Origin of the sequence: Streptomyces sp. NPDC102406, from assembly GCF_044765725.1 — a bacterium.
Classification (GTDB): domain Bacteria; phylum Actinomycetota; class Actinomycetes; order Streptomycetales; family Streptomycetaceae; genus Streptomyces.
In genome coordinates this window covers 12833-36706 of record NZ_JBIWKP010000001.1, presented here as the reverse complement: position 1 = coordinate 36706, position 23874 = coordinate 12833, and the positions used below count along the sequence as shown (strand labels likewise).

23 protein-coding genes are annotated in these 23874 nt (G+C 71.3%); 17 read left to right on the top strand and 6 right to left on the bottom strand.

Translation table 11 applies throughout. From position 1 onward, the window contains the following. Positions 1-128: 128 nt before the first annotated feature. Entirely contained in the window at positions 129-866 is a 738-nt protein-coding gene (locus ACIRF8_RS00175) for a response regulator transcription factor (protein ID WP_404209279.1), read from the top strand. Next, positions 863-2284 (top strand): ATP-binding protein, encoded by a 1422-nt coding sequence (locus tag ACIRF8_RS00170; protein WP_404209277.1) that lies wholly within the window; start codon positions 863-865, stop codon positions 2282-2284. Before ACIRF8_RS00175 ends, ACIRF8_RS00170 begins: the two co-directional genes overlap by 4 nt. A 1-nt stretch (position 2285) precedes the next feature. Here ACIRF8_RS00170 and ACIRF8_RS00165 read toward each other — a convergent pair whose 3' ends face one another. Both ACIRF8_RS00165 and ACIRF8_RS00160 read right to left on the bottom strand, forming a co-directional pair. Then, the gene (locus ACIRF8_RS00165) at positions 2286-3494 is read right to left on the bottom strand and encodes a DUF2993 domain-containing protein (protein WP_404209276.1); all 1209 of its coding nucleotides are present in this window, start codon (positions 3492-3494) and stop codon (positions 2286-2288) included. A 98-nt stretch (positions 3495-3592) separates the two neighbouring features. Then, positions 3593-5428 carry a bifunctional metallophosphatase/5'-nucleotidase gene (locus ACIRF8_RS00160; protein ID WP_404209274.1) on the bottom strand — a complete coding sequence of 612 codons (1836 nt, stop codon included), beginning with the start codon at positions 5426-5428 and terminating at the stop codon, positions 3593-3595. 157 nt (positions 5429-5585) lie between these two features. On the opposite strand from ACIRF8_RS00160, the gene mshD reads away from it, so the two are divergent. The 12 genes from mshD (at position 5586) to pstB (ending at position 18448) form a co-directional block, all read left to right on the top strand. Beyond that, a complete protein-coding gene (gene mshD / locus ACIRF8_RS00155; protein ID WP_404209272.1) occupies positions 5586-6521 on the top strand; it encodes a mycothiol synthase in 936 nt (311 codons plus the stop codon). 126 nt (positions 6522-6647) lie between these two features. Further along, entirely contained in the window at positions 6648-7133 is a 486-nt protein-coding gene (locus tag ACIRF8_RS00150) for a GntR family transcriptional regulator (RefSeq protein ID WP_404212184.1), read from the top strand. Then, positions 7130-8026, top strand: coding sequence for an ABC transporter ATP-binding protein (locus tag ACIRF8_RS00145; protein WP_404209270.1), 897 nt, complete (start codon positions 7130-7132; stop codon positions 8024-8026). Before ACIRF8_RS00150 ends, ACIRF8_RS00145 begins: the two co-directional genes overlap by 4 nt. Further along, on the top strand, positions 8023-9027 hold the full coding sequence (locus ACIRF8_RS00140) for a hypothetical protein (RefSeq protein ID WP_404209268.1): 1005 nt from the start codon (positions 8023-8025) through the stop codon (positions 9025-9027). The genes ACIRF8_RS00145 and ACIRF8_RS00140 overlap by 4 nt, the downstream gene beginning before the upstream one ends. Beyond that, the gene (locus ACIRF8_RS00135; protein WP_404209266.1) at positions 9024-9953 is read left to right on the top strand and encodes an ABC transporter permease; all 930 of its coding nucleotides are present in this window, start codon (positions 9024-9026) and stop codon (positions 9951-9953) included. The genes ACIRF8_RS00140 and ACIRF8_RS00135 overlap by 4 nt, the downstream gene beginning before the upstream one ends. 293 nt (positions 9954-10246) lie before the next feature. Continuing rightward, positions 10247-12682 (top strand): RNA degradosome polyphosphate kinase, encoded by a 2436-nt coding sequence (locus tag ACIRF8_RS00130; RefSeq protein ID WP_404209264.1) that lies wholly within the window; start codon positions 10247-10249, stop codon positions 12680-12682. After that, positions 12663-13631 (top strand): CHAD domain-containing protein, encoded by a 969-nt coding sequence (locus ACIRF8_RS00125; protein ID WP_404209262.1) that lies wholly within the window; start codon positions 12663-12665, stop codon positions 13629-13631. The genes ACIRF8_RS00130 and ACIRF8_RS00125 overlap by 20 nt, the downstream gene beginning before the upstream one ends. Further along, positions 13601-14071 (top strand): NUDIX hydrolase, encoded by a 471-nt coding sequence (locus tag ACIRF8_RS00120; protein ID WP_404209260.1) that lies wholly within the window; start codon positions 13601-13603, stop codon positions 14069-14071. The genes ACIRF8_RS00125 and ACIRF8_RS00120 overlap by 31 nt, the downstream gene beginning before the upstream one ends. Before the next feature lie 220 nt (positions 14072-14291). Beyond that, complete coding sequence (gene pstS, locus ACIRF8_RS00115; RefSeq protein WP_404209258.1) at positions 14292-15422, top strand: phosphate ABC transporter substrate-binding protein PstS; 1131 nt, start codon at positions 14292-14294, stop codon at positions 15420-15422. Between the two features lie 120 nt (positions 15423-15542). Continuing rightward, positions 15543-16550, top strand: coding sequence for a phosphate ABC transporter permease subunit PstC (gene pstC / locus ACIRF8_RS00110; RefSeq protein WP_404209256.1), 1008 nt, complete (start codon positions 15543-15545; stop codon positions 16548-16550). Further along, positions 16547-17623, top strand: coding sequence for a phosphate ABC transporter permease PstA (pstA, locus tag ACIRF8_RS00105; protein ID WP_404209254.1), 1077 nt, complete (start codon positions 16547-16549; stop codon positions 17621-17623). Before pstC ends, pstA begins: the two co-directional genes overlap by 4 nt. Positions 17624-17671: 48 nt before the next feature. Next, positions 17672-18448 (top strand): phosphate ABC transporter ATP-binding protein PstB, encoded by a 777-nt coding sequence (gene pstB, locus ACIRF8_RS00100; protein ID WP_404209252.1) that lies wholly within the window; start codon positions 17672-17674, stop codon positions 18446-18448. 115 nt (positions 18449-18563) lie between these two features. Here the strand turns inward: pstB and ACIRF8_RS00095 are convergent, their stop codons facing one another. After that, positions 18564-19562, bottom strand: coding sequence for an anion permease (locus ACIRF8_RS00095; RefSeq protein WP_404209250.1), 999 nt, complete (start codon positions 19560-19562; stop codon positions 18564-18566). Positions 19563-19571: 9 nt separating this feature from the next. After that, on the bottom strand, positions 19572-20192 hold the full coding sequence (locus ACIRF8_RS00090) for a DUF47 domain-containing protein (protein WP_268772062.1): 621 nt from the start codon (positions 20190-20192) through the stop codon (positions 19572-19574). A 200-nt stretch (positions 20193-20392) separates the two neighbouring features. Here ACIRF8_RS00090 and ACIRF8_RS00085 point away from each other — a divergent pair, with 200 nt between their 5' ends. Beyond that, a complete protein-coding gene (locus ACIRF8_RS00085; RefSeq protein WP_404209247.1) occupies positions 20393-20764 on the top strand; it encodes a metal-sensitive transcriptional regulator in 372 nt (123 codons plus the stop codon). Positions 20765-20803: 39 nt separating this feature from the next. On the opposite strand, the gene ACIRF8_RS00080 is transcribed toward ACIRF8_RS00085, so the two are convergent. Both ACIRF8_RS00080 and ACIRF8_RS00075 read right to left on the bottom strand, forming a co-directional pair. Next, on the bottom strand, positions 20804-20992 hold the full coding sequence (locus ACIRF8_RS00080) for a hypothetical protein (RefSeq protein ID WP_404209245.1): 189 nt from the start codon (positions 20990-20992) through the stop codon (positions 20804-20806). Between the two features lie 97 nt (positions 20993-21089). Then, the gene (locus ACIRF8_RS00075) at positions 21090-21929 is read right to left on the bottom strand and encodes a hypothetical protein (protein ID WP_404209243.1); all 840 of its coding nucleotides are present in this window, start codon (positions 21927-21929) and stop codon (positions 21090-21092) included. 118 nt (positions 21930-22047) lie between these two features. Between ACIRF8_RS00075 and ACIRF8_RS00070 the strand changes: the two genes are divergently transcribed. Beyond that, on the top strand, positions 22048-22227 hold the full coding sequence (locus ACIRF8_RS00070) for a hypothetical protein (protein ID WP_404209241.1): 180 nt from the start codon (positions 22048-22050) through the stop codon (positions 22225-22227). Between the two features lie 35 nt (positions 22228-22262). Next, entirely contained in the window at positions 22263-23837 is a 1575-nt protein-coding gene (locus ACIRF8_RS00065; protein WP_404209239.1) for an FAD-binding oxidoreductase, read from the top strand. Positions 23838-23874 lie beyond the last annotated feature (37 nt).

Here is a 23874-nt window from a genome sequence, read left to right as displayed (position 1 = left end):
GGGAGAAGCACGAGCTCGGCGCCGCCGGTGACGCGCCGTACCGCCCGTGGCCGTCGCACCGCCGTGCGAGGCTGAGAGCCTGTCCCTCGCACGGCCCGCCCGCACACATCGTTAAGGAAGCGCAGCCCATGAGCCCCGCCGAAGGCGACCGCGACCCGCAGCACCGCATCCTCATCGTCGACGACGAGCCGGCGGTGCGGGAGGCACTTCAGCGTTCCCTCGCCTTCGAGGGCTACGGTACCGAGGTCGCCGTCGACGGCGCCGACGCGCTGGAGAAGGCGGACGCCTACCAGCCGGACCTCGTCGTCCTGGACATCCAGATGCCGCGCATGGACGGTCTGACGGCCGCGCGACGCCTGCGCTCGGCCGGGTCCACGACCCCGATCCTCATGCTCACCGCCCGCGACACCGTCGGCGACCGGGTCACCGGACTCGACGCGGGCGCCGACGACTACCTGGTCAAACCCTTCGAACTGGACGAGCTGTTCGCCCGGGTCCGCGCGCTGCTGCGGCGCAGCGGGTACGCCTCCGCGGCCGTGGGGGCCGCCGACGACTCCGACGTGCTGTCCTTCGCCGACCTGCGGATGGACCTGGCGACCCGGGAGGTCACGCGGGGCGCGCGCACGGTCGAGCTGACCCGCACCGAGTTCACCCTCCTGGAGATGTTCCTGGCCCACCCGCGCCAGGTCCTCACGCGCGAGCAGATCCTCAAGGCGGTGTGGGGCTTCGACTTCGAACCGTCGTCGAACTCGCTGGACGTGTACGTGATGTACCTGCGGCGCAAGACCGAGGCCGGCGGCGAGCCGCGGCTCGTCCACACGGTGCGGGGCGTGGGGTACGTGCTGCGCTCCGGTGGGGCCGAGTGAGCGGGGGGCTCCGCCGGTTGCGCGGGTTGCCGTTGCGGTCGCGGCTCGCGCTGCTCGTCGCGGTGGCGGTGGCGGCGGCGGTCGCGGCGGTGGCGGTGACGTGCTGGTTCATCACGCGGGATCAGTTGTACGGCCAGATGGACAACAACCTGCGGACCGAGGCGACGTCCGTCAAGCCGCAGCAACTGCAGTTCATCCTGGCCACGTGCCACTCCGAGACGTCGCCGGGCAGCCAGGGCTTTCCGGGCCCGACGGTCCAGATCATCCAGTCCGACGGCACCGCCTGCACCTCGCCGACCGACTCCAAGATCCCCGTGCAGAGCTCCGACGTGGCCGTGGCGAACGGCACGAGCGACTCGGCGGCCCACACCACAGAGGCCGAGGACGGCACGGCGATGCGCGTCGTGACGCTCCCGGCCGTGGACGGGGACCGCAACCGGCTGCCGCAGGCCGTGTCGATCGCCAGCCCCCTCCACGAGGTCACCAAACCCCTCACCACCCTGGCCTGGGTCCTCCTCCTCGTAGGCGGCATCGGCGTGCTCGGGGCCACCGCCGCCGGGCTGTGGATCGCCCGCGCGGGGTTGCGGCCCGTCGACAAGCTCACCGAGGCCGTCGAGCACGTGGCCAGGACCGAGGACCTGACGGTCCGCATCCCCGTCGAGGGCGACGACGAGATCGCCCGGCTGTCCGCGTCGTTCAACTCGATGACCGCCTCCCTCGCCTCCTCCCGCGAACTGCAGCAACAACTGATCGCCGACGCCGGGCACGAGCTGCGCACCCCCCTCACCTCGATGCGGACCAACATCGAACTGCTCACCCGCAGCGAGGAGACGGGCCGCGCCATCCCCCCGGACGACCGCAAGGCGCTGATGGCGTCGGTGAAGGCGCAGATGATCGAACTGGCCGCGCTCATCGGGGACCTGCAAGAGCTGTCGCGTACCGGGCTGAACGGGAGCGACGGCCCGCTCAAGGTCGTCTCGCTGCACGACGCCGTCCGTACCGCCATCGAACGCGCCCGGCTGCGCGGCCCCGAGCTGACGATCGAGGCCGAGCTGGCCCCCTGGTACGTGCGGGCGGAACCGGCGGCGCTGGAGCGGGCCATCGTGAACCTGCTGGACAACGCGGTGAAGTTCAGCCCGGACAAGGGCACCGTCGAGGTGCGGCTCATGCGCGGCACGCTCACCGTGCGGGACCACGGTCCCGGCATCCCCGCCGACGAACTCCCCTACGTCTTCGACCGGTTCTGGCGCTCCCCGAGCGCCCGCGCGCTGCCGGGCTCGGGGCTCGGCCTGTCGATCGTGGCCCGTACGGTCCAGGCGTGCGGCGGCGAGGTGGCGCTCGCCGCAGCGGACGGCGGCGGCACGGTCGCGACGATGCGGCTGCCCGGCGCCCCGACCCCGCCGCCGGAGATCCCCTGACTCACGTGCCGACGGAGAGGCCCGCCCCCGACAGGTCCACGCGGATGCCGTCCTTCTCCACGGTCACGTCGCGCAGGCGTACGTAGCCGTGGTCGCCCGGCAGCTTCGGCAGCCGGAAGGCGAGGGAGAGGCGGTCGGCGAGTTCGGGGCGGGTGAGCCGGGTGAGGCCGTCGAGCAGGGACGGGTCGAGGCCGAGCTTCTCCAGGAGCCAGGGGTGGTCGAGCGCGATGTCGACCAGGTTCATCCCCATCAGGCTCTTGACGAAGCGGGGCGAACCGGTCACCTCGCTCACCTTCTTGTCGCCGTGCAGCGCCTGGCGCACGACCGAGTCCGGGACGCCTGCGCGGTGCACGACGGCGGGGATCGCCAGGAGCCGCCTCGCCTTGTCGGTCTCCTCGGTGATCCGGCGCACCGACGCGGCCGTCAGGTGCAGTCCTTCGGACGGGCCGGTGCCGGGCCGGTAGGTGGCGAGGTCGCCGATGTCCAGGCGCATCCCGTCGATGTCGGTGGAGATGCCGGACGCGCCGAGGCGGCGGATCGTGGCGTCGGCCCGCACCCTCAGCTCGTGCCCGGCGACGGGCAGGGTGCCGCGGGCCAGCACCCGGTCGTGGCCGTGGCCGCTGAACGTGACCTGGGACGCGCCCAGTTCACGGTTCATGTCGGCGAAGCTGAGCAGGACCTCGCCGTGCAGGGCGTCGACGTACGCGCCGCTGATGTCGGTGGGGCCCGAGCCCTCGATCCGTACGTCGTGCGCGGTCGCCGAGACCTCGGCGAGGGTGACGCGGTCGGCGGCGACGTCGGGGACGGTCACCTTCATCTCGTCCACACGGCGGTCGGCGAGCTGGGTCAGGAAGGGGAAGCCCTTGATCTCGACCTCGGGGGCCGCGGTCAGCTTCAGCTCCTTCTTGAGCTGCTGCGCGGCGCGGTGTTCCGCGTAGAGAACGGCCCAGCGGTCGGCGAGGGCGAGGAACGCGGTGAGGACGACGACCGCCACCACACCCTTGGCGGCGATCGACACACCCGCGAAGCGGTGGCGGCGACGGCGCCCGCGCCGCCGGTGGCCGGGCGGCGGCCAGGGGTCGTCGGGCCGGTCCGGGGCGGAGGGCTCCGCGTACGGGTCGGCCCGGCGTATCGGTTCCGGTGGAACCGATACGCCGGGCCAATCATCGGACGGGGTACGGTCGTTGATCATGCGGTGGGGGGTACGCATCGGGTGATTGCACCACATACCCCCAGCTCAACCGCAAGCCTTACTCGCAGTAGTGGCGTCAACGTGTCGTTTCCCACCCGGCCACCAGGGCATGGTGATCACTTCACAATGGTGATCCGGTCGGCCTTCGGCGGCGCGATCGGCCGCGACGCCGAGGAGTTGGCGGTCAGGTAGTCGTTGAGCGCCTTCAGGTCGTCCGCGCCGACCAGCGGGTTCTTGCCCTGGCCGAGCGCCGCGAAGCCGTCGCCGCCGCCCGCGAGGAAGGAGTTCATCGCGACGCGGTAGGTGGCGGCCGGGTCGATCGCCGCCCCGTTCAGCCGGATCGAGTCGACGACCACGCGGGCCGCGCCGGTCTTCGTCATGTCGAGCGTGTACGTGAGCCCGGCCGACGGCTGGAGGATCTTCGGCGACGCCTCGTTGACCCCGCTGACCTGCTGCTGGAGCGCCGCGACGAGCTGGGCGCCGGTCAGGTCGGTCAGGTTGACCGTGTTGCTGAAGGGCTGCACGGTGAACGCCTCGCCGTACGTGACGACCCCGTCGCCCTCGCCGCCGCTCGCCTTGAACACCAGGTCGGAGCGGACGCCGCCCGGGTTCATCAGCGCCAGCGACGCCTTCGGGTCCAGCGACTTGGCGTGCGCGAGCTGCGCGTCCGCGATCAGGTCACCGAGCGGCTCCTCGGGCGTACCGGCACCACGGCCCGCGATGTCACCCGCTATGTAACCGACGGCCTGGTTCGAGACGGGCGCGGCGAGCTTGTTCCACCGGCCGATCAGCGCGGTCATGTCGGGCGCCTTGGCCTGCGTGCGCGTCACGACGTGGTTGGCCGACTTCACGGAGGTCCGCACGATGTCCTTGGTGCGGCGGTCGTACGTGAGCGCCGTGTCCGTGTAGAGCTTCCCGTAGGAGGAGGCCGAGGTGACCATGCGCGGCTTGCCGGACGGGTCCGGGATCGTGCAGACGTACGCGTTGTGCGTGTGGCCGGTGACCAGCGCGTCGACCTTCGGCGTGATGCCCTTGGCGATGTCGACGATCGGACCCGAGACACCGGAGCCCGCGGCCGGGGAGTCGCAGTCGTAGTTGTACGAGGAGGAGGCCGGCACCCCGCCCTCGTGGATGAGGGCGACGATCGACTTCACACCCTGCTTGTCGAGGATCTTCGCGTACTTGTTGACCGTCTCGACCTCGTCGTGGAACTTCAGGCCCTTGACGCCGTCCGCGGACACGATGTTCGGCGTGCCCTCCAGCGTGACGCCGATGAAACCGACCTTCACGCCCTTGTGCTTCCACACCCAGTACGGCTTGAGGATCGGCTTGCCGGTCTTCTCGTCCGTCACGTTCGCCGCGAGGTACGGATAGTCCGCGCCCTCGAAGGTGCGGTCCTTCTCGAAGCAGCCGTCCTTGGGGTGGCAGCCGCCGTTCTGGATGCGGGCCAGCTCGGTGGCGCCCTCGTCGAACTCGTGGTTGCCGACGCCGGTGACGTCCAGGTCGAGCTTGTTCATCGCCTCGACGGTCGGCTCGTCGTGGAAGAGACCCGACAGCAGCGGGCTCGCCCCGATGAGGTCACCGGCGGCCGCCGTGACGCTGTACGGGTGCCCCTTGCGGGCGGTGCGCAGCGACGTGGCGAGGTACTCCGCGCCGCCCGCTTCGACCTGCTTCGTGGTGCCGTCGGCCTGCTTCTCGGTGACCTGTCCCGACGAGCCGGCGGGCGGCTCCAGGTTGCCGTGGAAGTCGTTGAACGACAGCAGTTGTACGTCCTGGTAGCGGCCCTGGTCCTGGTGCCCGCCGCCGTGCTGTCCGCCGTGAGCGGCGCTCGCGGGCAGCGCGGCGATCAGCGCACCGGCGGTGGCGAGGGTGGCGACGGCGCCGAGCGCCGCCTTGGTGCGGCGGCGGAGCGGCCGGGGTCCTGTTCTGAATCCGTGCGGCGTGGCGGGCATGCGTCCCCTCGAAACCGGAAGTGTGGCGGCAACGGGTGCCGGGTGTGGTGCTGTGGCTGGCGGAAGCCTATGGTCAACGCGCGTAGCGCAACAGGGGTTTGCCGGTTACGAGCTGGTTGCCGCCACCTGGCCGGGGGTGCGCCGTACCCTCGTCCCCATGACGACCGATCCCGCCCCCGCCAGCGATCCGGCCCTTCTGGGACGCCGGATCGACACCCTCTCCGCCCTCTCCGACACGCAGTCCGCCGCCGTGCTCGCGCTGCTCGCCGAGGCCGCCCGCGCCGACGGCCGGCAGGCCGTCTCCGAGCAGGGGCGGCTCCAACTGCGCGGCGGGGAGCGCGACGGCGTGCACCACCTGCTCCTGGAGGTGGACGGGGAACTGCTCGGGTACGCGCAGTTGGAGGACACCGACCCGATCGAGGCACCGGCCGCCGAGCTGGTCGTGCACCCCGCGCACCGTGGCCGCGGACACGGGCGCGCCCTCGGCACGGCGCTGCTGGCCGCCTCCGGGAAGCGGCTGCGGGTGTGGGCGCACGGCGGGCACGGCGCGGCGCGCCACCTCGCGCAGGTGCTCGGCCTGTCCCTGTTCCGGGAGCTGCGCCAGATGCGGCGCCCGCTGACCGGCCTGGACCTGCCCGAGCCCGTCCTGCCCGCCGGTGTCCGCGTCCGCACCTTCGTGCCCGGTCAGGACGACGCTGCCTGGCTCGCGGTCAACGCGGCGGCGTTCGCGCACCACCCGGAGCAGGGCTCCCTCACCCAGCGCGACCTGGACGACCGCGAGGCCGAGCCGTGGTTCGACCCGGCGGGGTTCTTCCTCGCGTTCAAGAACGACGAGCTGGTCGGCTTCCACTGGACGAAGGTGCACGCCGAGGAGGGGCTCGGCGAGGTGTACGTGGTGGGCGTCGCCCCCGGCAACCAGGGCGGCGGCCTCGGCAAGGCGCTGACCACGATCGGGCTGCGCCACCTGGCGGCGGCCGGGCTGCCGACGGCGATGCTGTACGTCGACGCCGACAACACGGCGGCGGTCAGCGTGTACGAGCGGCTGGGCTTCACGACGCACGAGACGGACCTGATGTACCGCACGGAGTCCTGACCAGCGCCTTGACCAGGAGGGGGTGACGTCACTTGACGTCACCCCCTCTCTTGCATCACCCTTTCACTACTTGATTAGTGAAAGGGGGGTACGCCGGTGGCCGAGGACAAGACGGAGCGCGAGTACGTGATCGAATTCCGGATCGACCGCCACAGCGGCGTCGCCACCTACCTCCAGATCGTCCACCAGACCGAGCAGGCCCTGCGCATGGGCATGCTCGAACCCGGCGACAAGCTGCCCACCGCCCGCGAGGTGGTCGAGGCGACGGCCATCAATCCGAACACGGTGCTCAAGGCGTACCGCGAGCTGGAGCGGGCGGGGCTCGTCGAGGCCCGCCGCGGTCTCGGCACGTTCGTGCGCAGATCCCTCGGATCCGCACCGGCCGACTCGCCCCTGCGGGCGGAGCTCGACGACTGGACGAGACGGGCGAAGGAGGCGGGGCTCGACCGCGAGGACGTGGCGGCCCTGTTCGGCCACGCGTTGGAAGCACGTTTCAGCACCACCAGCACTACCGGCACCACCGACACCGCCCGGACCACCGGCACCACTGACACCGCCGGGACCACCAGCACCACCAGCACTTCCGGCACCACCGGCGAGGGGACAACATGAGCACGGCCATCGAGGCGACCGGCCTCGTCAAGCGGTACGGGCGGCACGGCGAAGCCGCCCTCGACGACTGTTCCTTCCGCCTTCCCACGGGCCGGATCAGCGCGCTCGTCGGACCCAACGGGGCGGGCAAGTCCACCCTGCTGTCGATCGCCGCGGGCCTGCTGCGCCAGACCTCCGGCCGGATCGAGGTCCTGGGCGCCACCCCCGGCGACCACCGCGCGAAGGTCTCCTACCTCGCGCAGGACAAGCCCCTGCACCCCCAGCTCTCCATCGCCGACACACTGCGCATGGGCGCCGAGCTGAACCCGGGCCGCTGGGACGCGGCCTACGCGGCGCGGATCGTCGAACAGGGCGCCCTGGACCCGAAGGCCCGGGTCCGCTCCCTCTCCGGCGGCCAGCGCACCCGCGTCGCGCTCGCCCTGGCCCTCGGCAAGCGGCCCGAGCTGCTGCTCCTCGACGAGCCGATGGCCGACCTCGACCCACTCGCCCGGCACGAGCTGATGGGCACCCTGCTCGCCGACGCCGCCGAGCACGGCACGACCGTGCTGATGTCCTCGCACATCGTGGCCGAGCTGGCCGACGCCTGCGACCACCTGCTGCTCCTCGGCGGCGGCCGGATCCGGCTCGGCGGCGGCCTGGACGACCTCATCGGCGCGCACAGCCTGGTCACCGGGCGCGGCGACCTGAGCGGGCACACGGTGATCGAGTCCCGCGCCTCGGGCCGCGGCATCACCGCCCTGATCCGCCGCGACGGGCCCCTGGGCGACGACTGGCAGATCCAGGAACCCTCCCTGGAGGAGCTGCTCCTGGCCCACCTGCGCTCCCCCGACGCCCCGCCCCTGCTCAGCCCGGGCACCACCGCCCGCACGAGCGGTCCGGCGGTGTCCGCATGAGCACGCCGACCCTGAACAGGCCCACCCCCGAGAGCGGTGTCCGGCGCACGACCCCCGGCCCCGACGGCCTGGTGTGGACCGTGCTGCGGCTGCACCGCACCGCCCTGTGGGTGTGGGCCGCCTACGTCGCGATCAGCGCCGGCCTGCTGTTGTGGCTGTGGGGGCCGGGGGCGTCGGCGGCCCAGAAGGCGTTCGACACCTTCGGCTACGCCGGGGCGCAGGAGAACGGGTGGGCGGGCCGGTCCGTCCTCGTTCCCAGCCTCGGCCACTCCTTCGACACGCTCTTCTACGACCCCCTGACGCTGACCCGGATCGCCGCGGTCGCCGTCGCCGTCTTCGCGGCGGGCCCGCTGATCGCGCGCGAGCTGGAGTCGGGCACCGCCCGGCTGGCCTGGACCCAGTCGAAGTCCCCCGCCCGCTGGCTCGCCACCAAGCTGGCCGTGCCCGCCCTGCTCATCACCGTCGGCACCGGCCTGGTCGTCATCCTGTACCGCCTCGTGTGGGACGCCCACAACCACCTCCTGATCGCCGGTATCGGCCCGCGCGACCTCGCCTTCTCCATCGGCCCCGCCACGGTGGCGAACGCCCTGTTCGGCCTCGCGCTCGGCGTGCTCGCCGCCCTGCTGCTGCGCCGCACCCTGCCCGCGATGGCGGTCGCGGGCATCGGCCAGTACCTGGCCGGCGCGCTGCGCGGCAACTCCTGGCCGTTCCAGGGCGCGTACCAGCAGCCCGAACTGCCGGTGCACAGCAAGGCCCTCACCTCCGGCGGCACCGAGGTCACGGACCCCGGCTGCTACCTGGACCGCGCCTGCCTCGCCCAGCACCACATCACCGGCTTCACCCGCCACTACCTGCCCTCCCCGGACTACTGGCCCCGCCAGCTCACCGAGACGGGCATCCTGCTCGGCCTCACCGCGCTCGCCGTCGCCGCCGCGTTCCTCGTGCTGCGCCACCACCAGCCCAGGCGTCAGAGGCCCACCACGAAGAGGACCACCGCATGAGCATCGCGTTCGCCCGCCCGACGGGCCTCACCTGGACGGTGCTGCGCCTGCACCGGGTCGCCCTGTGGCTGTGGGTCGGCTACGTCACCGTGGCGGCGGGCATGCTGCTGTGGCTGTGGGGGCCGGGCACGGACGGGCTGAGGACCAGCGCGCATTGCGTGACCGGCTGCACCGCCGAAGGACCGACCGCGTCCACCTACCGCCAGGCCCTCGCCCTCGTGGACATGACCCTGGGCACCGCGCCGCTGGCCGTCGCGGTGTTCGCGGGAGGCGTCCTCATCGGACGCGAACTGGAGCGCGGCACGGCCCGGTTGGCGTGGACGCAGTCGGTCTCCCCGGCCCGCTGGCTCGCCGCCAAGCTGGCCGTGCCCGCGCTGTTCCTCACCGTCGGCACCGGCCTGCTGGTGGTCCTGCGCCACGCGGTGGCCGCGCGGACACATGGCCTGAACGAGAACGAGTGGTTCTCCGGCGGCTACAACCTGCTGGGACCGACCGCGGTGGCACTGCCCCTGCTGGGCCTGGCCTGTGGCGCGCTCGCCGCCCTGCTCCAGCGGAAGATCCTGCCCTCGGCGGTCTTCGCCGCGGTGCTCACGCTCCTCCTCGCCCTGTGCGTGAGCGTGCTGCACCCCCACCTCTGGGCCACCCGCACCGTCATCGGCTCGACCACGCAGGGCTACCGGGGCTACGCGGGCGAGTCCGTGTCCGAGGGTGCCGTCACGTCCACGGGCGCGCACATCTCCGACCCGATCTGTGTCGACGACAAGCGGTGCCTGACCGACCACGACGTGGTCGGCTACTACAGCACCTTCCACCCGGCCTCCCACTTCTGGCCGCTCCAACTGGTCGAGACAGGCGTGCTGTTGGCGCTCATCGCCCTCGTCACCCTCCTCGCGTTCCGCCTCCTGAAGAAAAGACACGCCGCATGAACCCGACGCCCCGCACCCGCTTTCTCGCAAGGCCGGCCACCCGACTGATGTCACTGGCCCACACCGTCGCCCAGGCGGTCCAACTGTGGACCCAAGGCACGACCCAACCGCCCTCGTCCCCCCGCTCCGCGCGAACCGACGGGAAGAGCACCGCCTCATGACCTGTGCGCTCGGGGGCCGCCCGGGTCGGCCACCCGCCCCGGAACCGGAAAACGCCCCGGAGCCGTCTGCCCATAGCCCGGACGTCATGTCGCCGTAACCGGTGATTCAGAAGGGCTTGCGAGGCTCGCGGGATGCAGCCCCCCGCGTCCGAACCGTCGAAGGCCCCGCCGGAACCGGCGGCCGGGCCCGCTCCCCAGGGCCGGCTCCGCCTCGCGCCCGCGGTCTCCGATCTGCCCAGCGGGCCCGAAACGGCCCGCGCGCGGAAGAATGGGGCCATGAGCCAGCCGAAGCCCGCACAGGACACGAACGCGACCGCCGCCGCCTCCGGGGCCCAGCCCCAGCCGTCCGTGGGTTCGCTCGCCGCGCACCGCCCCCAGCCCGTGGCGGGGGGTGAGTACGACCGGGCGGCCGCGAAGCTCGCCGGGATCGTCGCCGACATCGACGCCGACCCCGACGACTACGAGGGCGAGTACGCGGGCCCGGACGGCGCCGAGCTGCCGCAGGGCCGCTTCCTGGACCGGGAGCGTAGCTGGCTGGCGTTCAACGAGCGGGTGCTCGAACTGGCGGAGGACCCGAGCACCCCGCTTCTGGAGCGGGCCAACTTCCTGGCGATCTTCGCCTCGAACCTCGACGAGTTCTTCATGGTCCGCGTGGCGGGACTCAAGCGCCGTATCGCGACCGGCGTCGCCACCCGCTCCGCCTCCGGTCTCCAGCCCCGGGAGGTCCTGGAGCTGATCTGGAACCGGTCCCGCGAGCTCATGGCCCGGCACGCCGCCTGCTACCAGGACGAGGTCGCTCCGTCGCTGGCCGACGAGGGCATCCACATCGTGCGCTGGAACGAGCTGACCGAGAAGGAGCAGGCCCGGCTCTACACGCTGTTCATGCAGCAGATCTTCCCGGTGCTGACGCCGCTGGCCGTCGACCCCGCGCATCCGTTCCCGTACATCTCGGGGCTCTCCCTCAACCTCGCGGCGGTCGTCAGCAACCCCGTCTCCGGCCACCGCCACTTCGCCCGCGTCAAGGTCCCGCCCCTCCTCTCCCGCTTCCTGGAGGCGTCGCCGCACCGCTACGTCCCCATCGAGGACGTCATCGCCGCGCCCCGGCACCTGGGCGAGCTGTTCCCCGGCATGACGATCGAGGAGCACCACATGTTCCGCGTCACGCGGAACGAGGACCTGGAGGTCGAGGAGGACGACACCGAGAACCTCCTCAAGGCGCTGGAGAAGGAGCTGATGCGGCGCCGCTTCGGGCCGCCGGTGCGCCTGGAGGTCGAGGAGACCATCGACTCCGAGGTACTGAGCCTGCTCGTACGGGAGTTGAAGATCAGCGAGGCCGAGGTGTACCCGCTGCCGGGCCCCCTCGACCTGACGGGCCTCTTCTCGATAGCAGGCCTGGACCGGCCCGAGCTGAAGTACCCGAAGTTCGTGGCGGGCACCCACCGCGACCTGGCCGAGGTCGAGTCGGCCTCGGCGCCCGACGTCTTCGCCGCCCTGCGCACCCACGACGTCCTGCTGCACCACCCGTACGACAGCTTCTCCACCTCCGTACAGGCGTTCCTGGAGCAGGCGGCCAACGACCCGGACGTCCTCGCCATCAAGCAGACGCTGTACCGGACGTCGGGCGACTCCCCGATCGTGGACGCGCTGATAGACGCGGCGGAGTCCGGCAAGCAGGTCCTCGTCCTGGTCGAGATCAAGGCGCGCTTCGACGAGCAGGCCAACATCAAGTGGGCGCGGAAGCTGGAGGAGGCGGGCTGCCATGTCGTCTACGGCCTCGTCGGCCTGAAGACGCACTGCAAGCTGTCGCTTGTCGTGCGCCAGGAGGGCGACCAGCTCGTCCGCTACTCGCATGTCGGCACCGGCAACTACCACCCCAAGACGGCCCGCCTCTACGAGGACCTGGGCCTCCTGACGGCCAATCAGAAGGTCGGGGCCGACCTCTCCGACCTCTTCAACCGGCTGTCCGGCTACTCGCGCCGTGAGACCTACCGCCGCCTCCTCGTCGCCCCCAAGTCCCTGCGCACGGGTTTGATCACGCGGATCGACAAGGAGGTCCAGCACCACCGCGCGGGCCGCCCCGCGTACGTCCGCATCAAGGTCAACTCGATGGTCGACGAGGCCGTCATCGACGCGCTGTACCGGGCCTCGCAGGCGGGCGTCCCGGTCGACGTGTGGGTGCGCGGGATCTGCGCGGTCCGGCCCGGCGTCCCCGGCCTGTCGGAGAACATCCGGGTCCGCTCGGTGCTCGGCCGCTTCCTGGAGCACTCCCGCGTCTTCGCCTTCGGCAACGGCGGCGAACCCGAGGTCTGGTTCGGCAGCGCCGACATGATGCACCGCAATCTCGACCGCCGCATAGAGGCCCTGGTCCGCGTCGAGGACCCGGCGCACCGCGCGGCCCTCAGCCGGCTCCTCGAAACGGGCATGTCGGACACCACCGCCTCCTGGCACCTGGGCCCGGACGGGAACTGGACCCGGCACGCGCTCGACACCGACGGGCGCCCGCTGCGCAACGTACAGGAGATGCTCATAGACGCCCGGAGGCGCCGGCGTGGCACAGCGACACCTTGATTCCGGCCCGGCCCGCACCGCGGACTCCGTCCTCGCGTGCTACCTGCGGGCGCAGGCGACCGAGTTCCTGCGCGCGCTACGGCAGCACCGCGAGAGCGGCGCGGCCGAGGAGACGGCGGGCGCGGCCCGCGCCCTGCGCCGCGCGGCCCGCCGCATCAGCGGCACCCTGCACACCTTCCGCCCGCTCCTCGACGCCGACTGGTCCGACGGCCTGCGTCCCGAACTGGCGTGGCTGTCCGGCACGTTGGCGCAGGAGCACGCGTACGCGGACCGGCTGCTGCGGCTGAACGAGGCGCTGCACCGGCTCGCCGCCGTGCAGGGCGGTCGGGCAGGAACCCCGGCGCCGCGCGCGCAGGAGGCGGCACCGCCCGCCCGGGAGACGCTCACCCTCGGCGCCGCCAAGGCCGCGGCCCTCCTCGACCGCCAGCTCACCCTCGCCAAGACGCGAGCCCACAGCTCCGCGCTCGGCGCCCTCGGCTCGTCCCGGTTCCACGCCGTGGCGGACAGCGTCGCCGTGCTCGCCAGCGAGGTCCCGCTGCGCGGCGCGGACACGGAACTGAAAAAGCTCGCCCTGGCCGCCGAGACCCGGCTCACCGAGGCGATCGCCGCCCTGCACCACACCGGCCACCCCTACAACCCGGACGCCGACACGCCCTGGCACCACGTACGCCTGCTGCTGCGCCTGCACCGCTACGCCCAGGAGGTCGTCGCGGACGGCCTGCCCGGCGGCGTGCACCGCGACGAGATCGAGGCGGCGCGCGCCCTGGACGCGCACCGGGACGCCGCCGAGGCGGCCGGTGCCGCGGCGCACGCGGCCCGCACCCCGCGCATCGCCCCGGCCACGGCGTACGCCCTCGGCGTGCTCCATGCCGACCAGCGCCATCAGGTGGAGGCCGCGAGGACCACGTTCCGGCAGGCATGGCACCGGGAGGCGGTGGGCACCCCGTGAGCGTGCACCCCACCGAGAACGCCGCCTCGAACACCGTCCGCGCGGCGGGCTGCGTCCTGTGGCGCCGCTCCCCGGTCGACGGCGGCCTGGAGATCTGCCTCGTGCACCGGCCCAAGTACGACGACTGGTCGCACCCGAAGGGCAAGCTGAAGCGCGGGGAGAGCGCGCTGAGCGGCGCGCTGCGCGAGGTACGGGAGGAAACCGGCCAGAGCTGTGTCCCGGGAGCCACACTGCCCACCGTCCGTTACCTCGCGAACGGCCGTCCCAAGCAGGTCGACTACTGGGCGGCGCAGGCCACGTCGGGCTCGTTCACGCCGAACGACGAGGTCGACCGCGTGGTGTGGCTCCCGCCGACGGCGGCCCGCGACCGCCTGACGCAGAGCCGCGACCGCCTGCTCGTCGACGCCCTCCTGGCCGCTCTGCGCACGAACCTGACGTAATCGCTCCGTGACCTAACCACACCGCCTGCTGAGGTTCACCCTCCGTTCACTCATGGCCATCAGCCGCTTCACCTGTTCTGCCTAATTTCGGCCGTGGACGGTGAGCCCCCGCGACACGGGACCGCTTCACCGTTCAAAGACAGGCTTGGAAACATCCGCAGACCTCGCACGCCGCCACGGACGACAAGCGGCCGGCGGCTCCTGGAAGGAACATCCGAAGGTGAAGCTTCAGCGCAAGAACCGGCTCCGCGCCCTCTCTCTCGGCGCTCTCGCCGTCTCCGGCGCCCTGGCCCTCACGGCGTGCGGCTCCGACGACACCAACAGCACGGGCGGTGGCGGCTCCAGCTCCTCGGCCAAGGCCGGCAACATCAAGTGCGACGACGCCAAGGGCCAGCTCCTGGGCATCGGCTCCTCCGCCCAGGCCAACGCGATCGACGCCTGGCGCCAGGCCTACTCGCAGACCTGCTCGGGCGTGCAGATCAACTACAAGCCCGACGGTTCCGGCGCCGGTGTCACCGCGTTCAACCAGGGCCAGGTCGCCTTCGCCGGTTCCGACTCCGCGCTCAAGCCCGAAGAGGTCACCGCCTCCAAGAAGGTCTGCAAGAGCGGCCAGGGCATCGACCTGCCGATGGTCGGCGGCCCGATCGCCGTCGCGTACAACGTCTCGGGCGTCGACAACCTCGTCCTGGACGCGAAGACCCTGGCGCAGATCTTCGACTCGAAGATCACGAAGTGGAACGACCCCGCGATCGCCAAGCTCAACCCCGACGCGAAGCTGCCGTCCACCAAGATCCAGGCGTACCACCGCTCGGACGAGTCCGGCACCACGGACAACTTCACCAAGTACCTGAAGGCCACCGCCCCCGGCGACTGGAAGTACGAGGGCGGCAAGGCGTGGCAGGCCAAGGGCGGCCAGTCCGCGCAGGGCTCCTCCGGCCTGGCCCAGCAGGTCAAGCAGACCGACGGCGCCATCTCCTACTTCGAGCTGTCCTACGCCAAGGACGGCGTGAAGACCGTCGACATCGACACGGGCGCCTCCGCCCCGGTCAAGGCCACCACGGAGAACGCCTCCAAGGCGATCGCCGACGCCAAGATCATCGGCACCGGCAAGGACCTCGCCCTGGAGCTGAACTACGCGACCAAGGCCGACGGCGCCTACCCGATCACCCTGGTCACCTACGAGATCGTCTGCGACAAGGGCAACAAGGCGGACACCCTGGCCGCCACCAAGTCCTTCCTGACCTACACGTCCTCCGAGGAGGGCCAGGCGGCCCTGGCCGACCTGGGCTACGCCCCGATCCCCACGGAGATCAACACCAAGGTCCGCGAGACCGTCGCCGGCCTCAGCTGACCCGCGTGCGGGCCGCCCGGGCCACGAGCCCGGCGGCCCGCACCGTCCGGTGCACCGCCGCCAGAAGTCCCCGCGCCCCATCCCCTGACGCGGCCCGGGACTTCGCAGACCGGAGAACTCATGGACATCGCCACACAGCCATCCGCGCCACCCGCGCCCGCCGATCGCCCCACCCCGGCCCAGCAGAAGCGCGCCGCCCGCGGCGCCACCCGCCCCGGCGACCGGATCTTCCTCGGTCTCTCGCGCGGCTCGGGCATCCTGCTTCTCGTGATCATGGCCGCCATCGCGGTCTTCCTCACCTACCGCGCCTCGCTGGTCCTCTCCGAGAACGAGGGCAACTTCCTCACCACCTTCGAGTGGAACGCGACCGCGACCCCACCCGTCTTCGGCATAGCCGTCCTCGCCTTCGGCACGATCGTCACCTCGATCATCGCCATGCTGATCGCGGTCCCCGTGGCCGTCGGCATCGCGCTCTTCCTGACGCACTACGCGCCGAAGAAGCTGAGCGGACTCATCGCCTACGTCATCGACCTGCTGGCCGCCGTGCCGTCCATCGTGTACGGCCTGTGGGGCGCCCTCTTCCTGGTGCCGCACATGACCGGCCTGTTCAGTTGGCTCGACGACTACCTCGGCTGGACCGGCGTCTTCTCCTGGCAGGACGGCCCCCCGCGCGCCCTGTTCACCGTCGGCGTCCTCCTCGCGGTCATGATCCTGCCGATCATCACCAACGTCTCCCGCGAGGTCTTCCGGCAGGCCCCCCTGATGCACCAGGAGGCGGCCCTCGCCCTCGGCGCCACCCGCTGGGAGGTCATCCGCATGTCGGTGATCCCCTTCGGCCGCTCCGGAGTGATCTCGGCGTCGATGCTCGGCCTCGGCCGCGCGCTCGGCGAGACGATGGCCGTCGCCACGGTCCTCTCCCCCGACTTCCTGATCCACCTCAGCCTGCTCGACGCGGGCGGCGGCACCTTCGCGCAGAACATCGCCGCGAAGTTCTCCGAGGCCAACGACCAGGGCCGCGACGCCCTCATCGCCTCCGGCCTCGTCCTGTTCGTCATCACCCTGCTGGTCAACGGCGCGGCCCGGTACATCATCGCCCGCCGCAAGGAGTACTCGGGGGCCAACGCATGAGCCACGCCACCGCACCCGCCCCCGCGCCCGCCAAGCGCCCCTCCTCCCTCAGCGCCGCGCGCCTGCCCCGCTGGTCCCCCTGGGCCATCGCGCTCGGCTCGATCGTCGCGGGCTGCGGGATCGGCCTGGCCGCGGGTCTCGACAGCCGCATCCAGTGGGGGCTGCTCGCCGCCCTGCTGTTCGTCCTCGTCACCTACGGCCTCGCCGCCAAGATCGAGGGCACCCGCCAGGCCAAGGACAGGACCGCGACCAGCGTCGTCTGGGTCGCCTTCCTGCTGGCCGTGCTCCCCCTCGCCTCCCTCGTCCTGGAGACGGTCAAGCGCGGCGTCAAGGTCCTCGACCCGTACTTCCTGACGCACTCGATGGGCTTCGTCACCGCCTACCAGCCCGGCGGCGGCATCTACCACGCGATCCTCGGCACCCTGGAACAGGTCGGCCTCGCCACCCTGATCTCGGTCCCGATCGGCCTGCTGACGGCGATCTACCTGGTCGAGTACGGCCGCGGCAAGCTCGCCAAGGCCGTCACCTTCTTCGTCGACGTCATGACGGGCATCCCGTCGATCGTCGCGGGCCTGTTCGTGCTCTCCTTCTGGATCCTCATTCTCGGCTTCGGCTACTCCGGCTTCGCCGGCTCGATGGCGCTGTCCATCCTGATGATCCCGGTCGTGGTCCGCTCCACCGAGGAGATGCTCAAGCTCGTACCCAACGAGCTGCGCGAGGCCTCCCTCGCACTCGGCGTCCCGAAGTGGCGCACCATCCTGAAGGTCGTCCTGCCGACGTCGCTCGGCGGCATCCTGACCGGCGTGATGCTGGCGGTCGCCCGTATCGCGGGCGAGACGGCCCCGGTGCTCCTGCTGGTCTTCGGCAACCCGCTGATCAACACGAACCCCTTCGACGGGCCGCAGGCCTCGCTGCCGCTGTACATCTACCAGCAGTACGCGAGCAGCGGCGGCAACGAGGCGGCGTACGACCGCGCCTGGGCCGCGGCCCTGGTCCTCATCGCCTTCATCATGATCCTCAACCTCGTGGCCCGCGGCGTAGCCCGCTGGAAGGCCCCGAAGACGGGCCGCTGACGCGGCACCTGTGTCCTCAGCGACCCGAACACCGGAAGTGAACCCACCATGGCCAAGCGAATCGACGTCAGCGGACTTACCGCCTTCTACGGCTCCCACAAGGCGATCGAGGACATCTCGATGACGGTCGAGCCCCGTTCGGTGACGGCCTTCATCGGCCCCTCCGGCTGCGGCAAGTCGACCTTCCTGCGCACTCTCAACCGGATGCACGAGGTCACCCCCGGCGGTCGCGTCGAGGGCAAGGTGCTCCTGGACGACGAGGACCTGTACGGCTCCCACGTCGACCCGGTCGCCGTGCGCCGCACCGTCGGCATGGTCTTCCAGCGCCCCAACCCCTTCCCCACCATGTCGATCTTCGACAACGTGGCGGCGGGCCTGAAACTGAACGGCCAGTACAAGAAGTCCGAACTGAGCGACGTCGTCGAGAAGTCCCTCAAGGGCGCCAACCTCTGGAACGAGGTCAAGGACCGCCTCAACAAGCCCGGCTCGGGCCTCTCCGGCGGTCAGCAGCAGCGTCTGTGCATCGCCCGCGCCATCGCGGTCGAGCCCGACGTCCTCCTCATGGACGAGCCCTGCTCGGCCCTCGACCCGATCTCCACCCTCGCCATCGAGGACCTGATCGGGGAGCTGAAGGAGCGCTTCACGATCGTCATCGTGACGCACAACATGCAGCAGGCGGCCCGCGTCTCGGACCGCACCGCGTTCTTCAACCTCGCGGCGGTCGGCCAGCCCGGCAAGCTCGTGGAGATCGACGAGACGGAACGCATCTTCTCCAACCCGTCGGTCCAGGCCACGGAGGACTACATCTCCGGCCGCTTCGGATAGCCCACCCGCCCCATCGACTCCTCGTGGCGCTGCATGGCGGTGCCGCCACGAGGCACGAGAGCCCGCCCCCGGTAGGGGGGCGGGCTCTCACTTGTCCAAGGGGCCTGGGCAGCGCTTAAGCGAAGGCCAGCCAGACGATCCCGTAGCTCGCGGCGGCGACGAGCGCCGCGGCCGGCATCGTGATGAACCAGCCCACCACGATGTTCTTCGCGACACCCCAGCGCACGGCGTTGACCCGCTTCGTGGCGCCCACGCCCATGATCGCGGAGGTGATGACGTGCGTGGTCGAGATCGGCGCGTGGAACAGGAAGGCCGACCCGAACATGATCGAGGCCCCCGTCGTCTCCGCGGCGAACCCCTGCGGCGGGTCCAGCTCGATGATCTTGCGACCGAGGGTCCGCATGATCCGCCAGCCACCGGCATAGGTGCCGAGCGACAGCATGACGGCGCACACGATCTTGACCCAGACCGGGATCGGGTCCTCGTAGGTCTCATGACCGCCGATGACCAGCGCCATGACGACGATGCCCATGGTCTTCTGCGCGTCCTGGAGGCCGTGGCCCAGCGCCATACCGGCCGCCGAGACGGTCTGCGCGATCCGGAACCCGCGCTTGGCCTTGTGCGGGTTGGAGCGCCGGAACAGCCACATGATGAGGGTCATCACCAGGTAACCGACGACGAGACCGATCACCGGCGACGTGAACATCGGAATGACGATCTTGTCGAGCACCCCGGACCAGTAGACGGTCGTGCCCCCGGCCGTCGCCGCGCCGACCATGCCGCCGAACAAGGCGTGCGAGGACGACGAGGGCAGCCCGAAGTACCAGGTGATGAGGTTCCACACGATCGCGCCGGCCAGCGCCGCGAAGAGGATGCCCATCCCCTTCTGCCCCTCAGGGGTGGCGATGATCCCCTCGCTGACCGTCTTGGCGACGCCGCTGCCCAGGAAGGCACCGGCGAGGTTCATCACCGCGGCCATGGCGAGCGCCGCGCGGGGCGTCAGGGCACGGGTGGAGACGGAGGTGGCGATGGCGTTCGCGGAGTCGTGAAAGCCGTTCGTGTACGTGAATCCGAGCGCGACGGCGATCGTCACGATCAGCGTGAAGGTGTCCATGAGCCGGCCTCAGGACTCCTTCACGGCGATGGTCTCCACCGTGTTGGCCACGTGCTCGAAGGCGTCGGCCGCCTCTTCCAGCACATCGACGATCTGCTTGAGCTTCAGGACTTCCATGGCGTCGTACTTGCCGTTGAAGAGCTGGGCGAGCAGCTTGCGGTGGATCTGGTCGGCCTGGTTCTCGAGGCGGTTGACCTCGATCCAGTACTCGGTGAGGTTGGCCATGGTGCGCAGGTTCGGCATGGCCTCTGCGGTCAGCTCGGCAGCGCGCGCCAGGACCTCGATCTGCTGCTCCACACCCTTCGGAAGCTCCTCGACCTGGTAGAGGACGACCAGGTCGACGGCCTCCTCCATGAAGTCCATGATGTCGTCGAGGGACGAGGCGAGGTTGTAGATGTCCTCGCGGTCGAACGGCGTGATGAACGAGGAGTTGAGCTGGTGGAAGATCGCGTGGGTGGCGTCGTCACCGGCGTGTTCGGCTGCCCGCATCCGCTCCGCGATCTCGGCCCGGGCGGAGGAGTCCGCGCCGAGCAGTTCCATCAGGAGCTTCGAGCCCGTGACGATGTTGTCCGCGGATGCGGCGAACATGTCGTAGAAGCTCGTCTCCCTGGGGGTCAGACGAAAGCGCACGTGGGGTCCTCGGGGTGCTCTGGATTCGGTCAGGCTGATGCTAGGCGCATCATCCGGCCACGGCTAACCGGCGTTCCCCCAGTGTCGCCCATCGGGCACAGTGATCAGCACTGGGTCCCGGGAACCGGCCGGACCCGCCGAAAATTCGGTACCATATACCCACCGGGGGTATATGCATCCACAACGGGAGGTCGGACACGATGACCACGGACGCGAGCCAGACGGCGGCCGACGCCGCACAGCCGGTCTCGGCCGGCGCCGCCGAGATCGTGACCGACCACGACCGGGGCATCCACGGCTACCACCACCAGAAGGACGAGCACCTCAAGCGCCTGCGCCGCATCGAGGGCCAGATCCGCGGCCTCCAGCGCATGGTCGAGGAGGACGTCTACTGCATCGACATACTCACGCAGGTGTCCGCCTCCACCAAGGGCCTCCAGTCCTTCGCCCTCCAGCTCCTGGAGGAGCACCTGCGGCACTGCGTCGCCGACGCGGCGGTCAAGGGCGGCGACGAGATCGACGCCAAGGTCGAGGAGGCCACCAAGGCGATCGCCCGGCTGCTGCGCACCTGAGGAGTCCCGCGGGCGGGGTCCGGGCCCGGGTCCTTCCGCTCAGTCCCGGCCCTCGCCGTTCGACCCGCCGGGCAGCGCCTCGGCGACCCGCAGCACCTCGTCGATCCGGTCCACGCCCAGCCGCCCCTCGGGAACGGCCGACGCCGCGATGATCAACTCACCGCACAACTCGATCTCGGCGAGGGCGACGTGGTCCTGAACCGCCGTACCTACGGGAGCCACGCTCATCACCTCTTCCACCATGGTCGGTCGACTTCCCAGAGTAGGGAGCGCCCTACGGACCGCGCATGGCACGGAAGAACCATTTCCGGCCCCTCCAGAACCCCTATTTCCGGTACCCCTCGGCGACCTCGCCCGCGAAGATGTCCGCCTTGCGCGGCAGCCGGACGCTCGCGGGCGCCCCGAACCCGGACAGCAGGGTCGTCGACGCCACCGCGACGCCCTTCTTCTCCTGCGCGTTGGCGAAGCTGAACCGGTGCCGCAGCTTACGGACGAGCCCGTCGCCGTCCAGGTACACGTCGAACGGCACCGGCCCCTTGCCGAACCCTTTCGCCGCCGCGGCGATCGCACCCCGGCTCCCCGCCGACGCGGCCCTGGCGGCGGCGCCGAGATCGACGACCCCCTTGTAGTGCCGGGTCCGCACACCCGCGACGTCACTCTCCCCCTCGTACGTCACCTCGCGTGCGCCGCGCAGCAGCTCGGCCGCGACGAGCGGGTCGGTGGCGCCGCCCGTGACCAGGTTGCCGTCCGTCAGCGACGCGGTCTCCACCCGCACCCACTTGTCGGCGGGCACCCCCGCGCCCCGGTTCTTCATGAACAGGGCGCCAGGAGCGAGGAGTTCGGTGATGGGCCGGTGCTCCTGCGCGCCCGCCGCGTCCTGCGGCAGCCGCACCTTCAGCTCTCCGAGCCCCTTGCGGTAGTCGTAGACGCCCTCGCCCCGGACGGTGACCCGGGTGCCGCCACTGGCCATCTCCATCGACGTACGCGCCTGGGAACTGCCCTCGCGGACCAGCCGGTCGGCGGCCTGGCGCACGGCCCGGGCCGCATCCGCGTCCCGGTCACCCGCCTTCGCTCCGCCGCCGCACCCGGCGGCACCCGCCATGAGGGCCGCCGCGGCCACGGCCGCCGCCGCTCTGCCGGCCGGGCGCCTGTGCTGCACCACCATCGCTTGTCTACCCCCAAGCCCGTCCGTGCGTATGCGGCCCCGCTATGCCCGGTTAACGACGAGTAGGGACGCCCGTCACGCGGCCGGGGAGTTCACGTGGGCCCGCTACCGTGGCCGGGTGGCACAGCAGCGGCACGAGCACGAGCACACGACGACGGTCACGGAACAGGGGCGGTTCTGTCTCGCCCGGTGCACCTGCGGCTGGCGCGGCCCCGCCAGAAGGGCGCGCAGCAAGGCCCGCTCGGACGCGGCGGACCACGTCGAGGGGAACCCTCCGCTCCCGGATCTCGTCTCGTAACCCGGAAGGCATCCGGTGGCCGAGGGAGACACGGCATGCAGCGGCGTACGTTCATATCGGCCACGACGGCCGCGCTCACCGCGGGTCTGACCTCCGCCTGCACCTCGGGCGGCGGCGCCCCGTCGGCGCCCGCGTCGTCAGCGGCATCGGCGCCGCTCCGCTCCAGGAGCGCGAGCGCCTCCACGACGACCCGCGCCGCCGCCGACCTGGCCGGACTGGCCAAGGACCTCGACGGCACCCTGACCCGCCCCGGCGAGTCGGCGTGGGCGGCGGCGCGCCAGCTCTACAACACGCGCTTCGACACGCTGCGGCCGAGCGCGGTCGCGTACGTCGCCGGACCCGACGACCTGCGGACGAGCCTCGCGTACGCCCGCGCCCACCACATACCCGTCGCGATCCGCAACGGCGGCCACTCGTACGCGGGCTGGTCCTCGGGCGACGGGCGGCTGATCCTCGACGTGTCCCGCATGAAGACGGTCCGCGTCTTCGGGAACGAGGCCGTGGTCGGCGCGGGCGCCAAGCTCATCGACGTCTACCGGGCGCTCGCCGCCAAGGGCGTCACGATACCGGCGGGCTCCTGCCCCACGGTCGGCATCTCCGGCCTCACCCTCGGCGGCGGCCACGGAGTGGTGTCCCGCGCCTACGGCCTGACCTGCGACAGCCTCACCCGGGCCACACTGATCACGGCGGACGGCACCCAGCTCACCGCCGACCGCACCACGAACAAGGACCTGTTCTGGGCGCTGCGCGGCGCGGGCAACGGCCAGTTCGGCGTGGTCACCGAGCTGCGCTTCAAGACCCACCCCGCGCCGCAGGGCGTCTCCGCGTACATGACGTGGCCCTGGTCGAAGGCGGCCACCGTCCTCAAGGCGTGGCAGAAGTGGGGCCCGGACCAGCCCGACGAGATCTGGTCGTCGCTGCACGTGGCGAACGCGGCGAACGGCCGCCCCACCGTCTCGGTCGCCGCCTTCTCCCTCGGCACCTACACCGAACTCCAGAACGCGGTCGACCGCCTCGCCGACGGCCCCGGCGGTCCGGGCCCGGCCGCCTCGGTCTCGCTCAGGCGCCGCTCCTACGAGGAGTCGATGGAGGTCTACGCGGGCTGCTCGGCGTTCTCCTCCGACGCCCAGTGCCATCTGCCGGGCGCCACCCCCGGCCGCTCCCCGCAGGGCGCCCTGCAACGCGAGACGTACGCGGCGCACTCCGACTTCTTCGACCGCTCGCTGTCGGACGCGGGCGTGCGCGCCCTGCTCCGGCAGATGGAGACGGTGACGGCGGGCGCGGGCTCCGTCGCCCTCACCGCGCTCGGCGGCGCGATCAACCGGGTCGACCCGACGGCCACGGCGTTCGTCCACCGCCGCTCGCGGATGCTCGCGCAGTACATCGTGTCGTGGCGGGCCGGCACCTCCGGGACAGCCGCCCGCGACTGGCTGAAAAAGGCCCACACGGCCATGCGCCCCTACGCCTCCGGGGCCGCGTACCAGAACTACACCGATCCGACCCTGACGGACTGGAAGCGGGCCTACTACGGCGCCGCCGCCGACCGCCTGACGAAGGTGAAGCGCCAGTACGACCCGTCGGGCTTCTTCAGCTTCCCGCAGGCGCTGTAGCCGCCCGGATGGACCACCCGCCACTCCCCCGGGTGGC

What these genes read in the sequence shown, in the direction of transcription:
- ACIRF8_RS00080 (WP_404209245.1), bottom strand. Translation starts at nt 20,992, where the DNA reads ATGAGCGTGGCTCCCGTAGGTACGGCGGTTCAGGACCACGTCGCCCTC.
- ACIRF8_RS00175 (WP_404209279.1), top strand. Translation starts at nt 129, where the DNA reads ATGAGCCCCGCCGAAGGCGACCGCGACCCGCAGCACCGCATCCTCATC.
- ACIRF8_RS00085 (WP_404209247.1), top strand. Translation starts at nt 20,393, where the DNA reads ATGACCACGGACGCGAGCCAGACGGCGGCCGACGCCGCACAGCCGGTC.
- pstB (WP_404209252.1), top strand. Translation starts at nt 17,672, where the DNA reads ATGGCCAAGCGAATCGACGTCAGCGGACTTACCGCCTTCTACGGCTCC.
- pstA (WP_404209254.1), top strand. Translation starts at nt 16,547, where the DNA reads ATGAGCCACGCCACCGCACCCGCCCCCGCGCCCGCCAAGCGCCCCTCC.
- ACIRF8_RS00120 (WP_404209260.1), top strand. Translation starts at nt 13,601, where the DNA reads ATGGCACCGGGAGGCGGTGGGCACCCCGTGAGCGTGCACCCCACCGAG.
- ACIRF8_RS00130 (WP_404209264.1), top strand. Translation starts at nt 10,247, where the DNA reads ATGCAGCCCCCCGCGTCCGAACCGTCGAAGGCCCCGCCGGAACCGGCG.
- ACIRF8_RS00145 (WP_404209270.1), top strand. Translation starts at nt 7,130, where the DNA reads ATGAGCACGGCCATCGAGGCGACCGGCCTCGTCAAGCGGTACGGGCGG.
- ACIRF8_RS00140 (WP_404209268.1), top strand. Translation starts at nt 8,023, where the DNA reads ATGAGCACGCCGACCCTGAACAGGCCCACCCCCGAGAGCGGTGTCCGG.
- ACIRF8_RS00165 (WP_404209276.1), bottom strand. Translation starts at nt 3,494, where the DNA reads ATGCGTACCCCCCACCGCATGATCAACGACCGTACCCCGTCCGATGAT.
- ACIRF8_RS00075 (WP_404209243.1), bottom strand. Translation starts at nt 21,929, where the DNA reads ATGGTGGTGCAGCACAGGCGCCCGGCCGGCAGAGCGGCGGCGGCCGTG.
- ACIRF8_RS00160 (WP_404209274.1), bottom strand. Translation starts at nt 5,428, where the DNA reads ATGCCCGCCACGCCGCACGGATTCAGAACAGGACCCCGGCCGCTCCGC.
- ACIRF8_RS00065 (WP_404209239.1), top strand. Translation starts at nt 22,263, where the DNA reads ATGCAGCGGCGTACGTTCATATCGGCCACGACGGCCGCGCTCACCGCG.
- mshD (WP_404209272.1), top strand. Translation starts at nt 5,586, where the DNA reads ATGACGACCGATCCCGCCCCCGCCAGCGATCCGGCCCTTCTGGGACGC.
- ACIRF8_RS00135 (WP_404209266.1), top strand. Translation starts at nt 9,024, where the DNA reads ATGAGCATCGCGTTCGCCCGCCCGACGGGCCTCACCTGGACGGTGCTG.
- pstC (WP_404209256.1), top strand. Translation starts at nt 15,543, where the DNA reads ATGGACATCGCCACACAGCCATCCGCGCCACCCGCGCCCGCCGATCGC.
- ACIRF8_RS00095 (WP_404209250.1), bottom strand. Translation starts at nt 19,562, where the DNA reads ATGGACACCTTCACGCTGATCGTGACGATCGCCGTCGCGCTCGGATTC.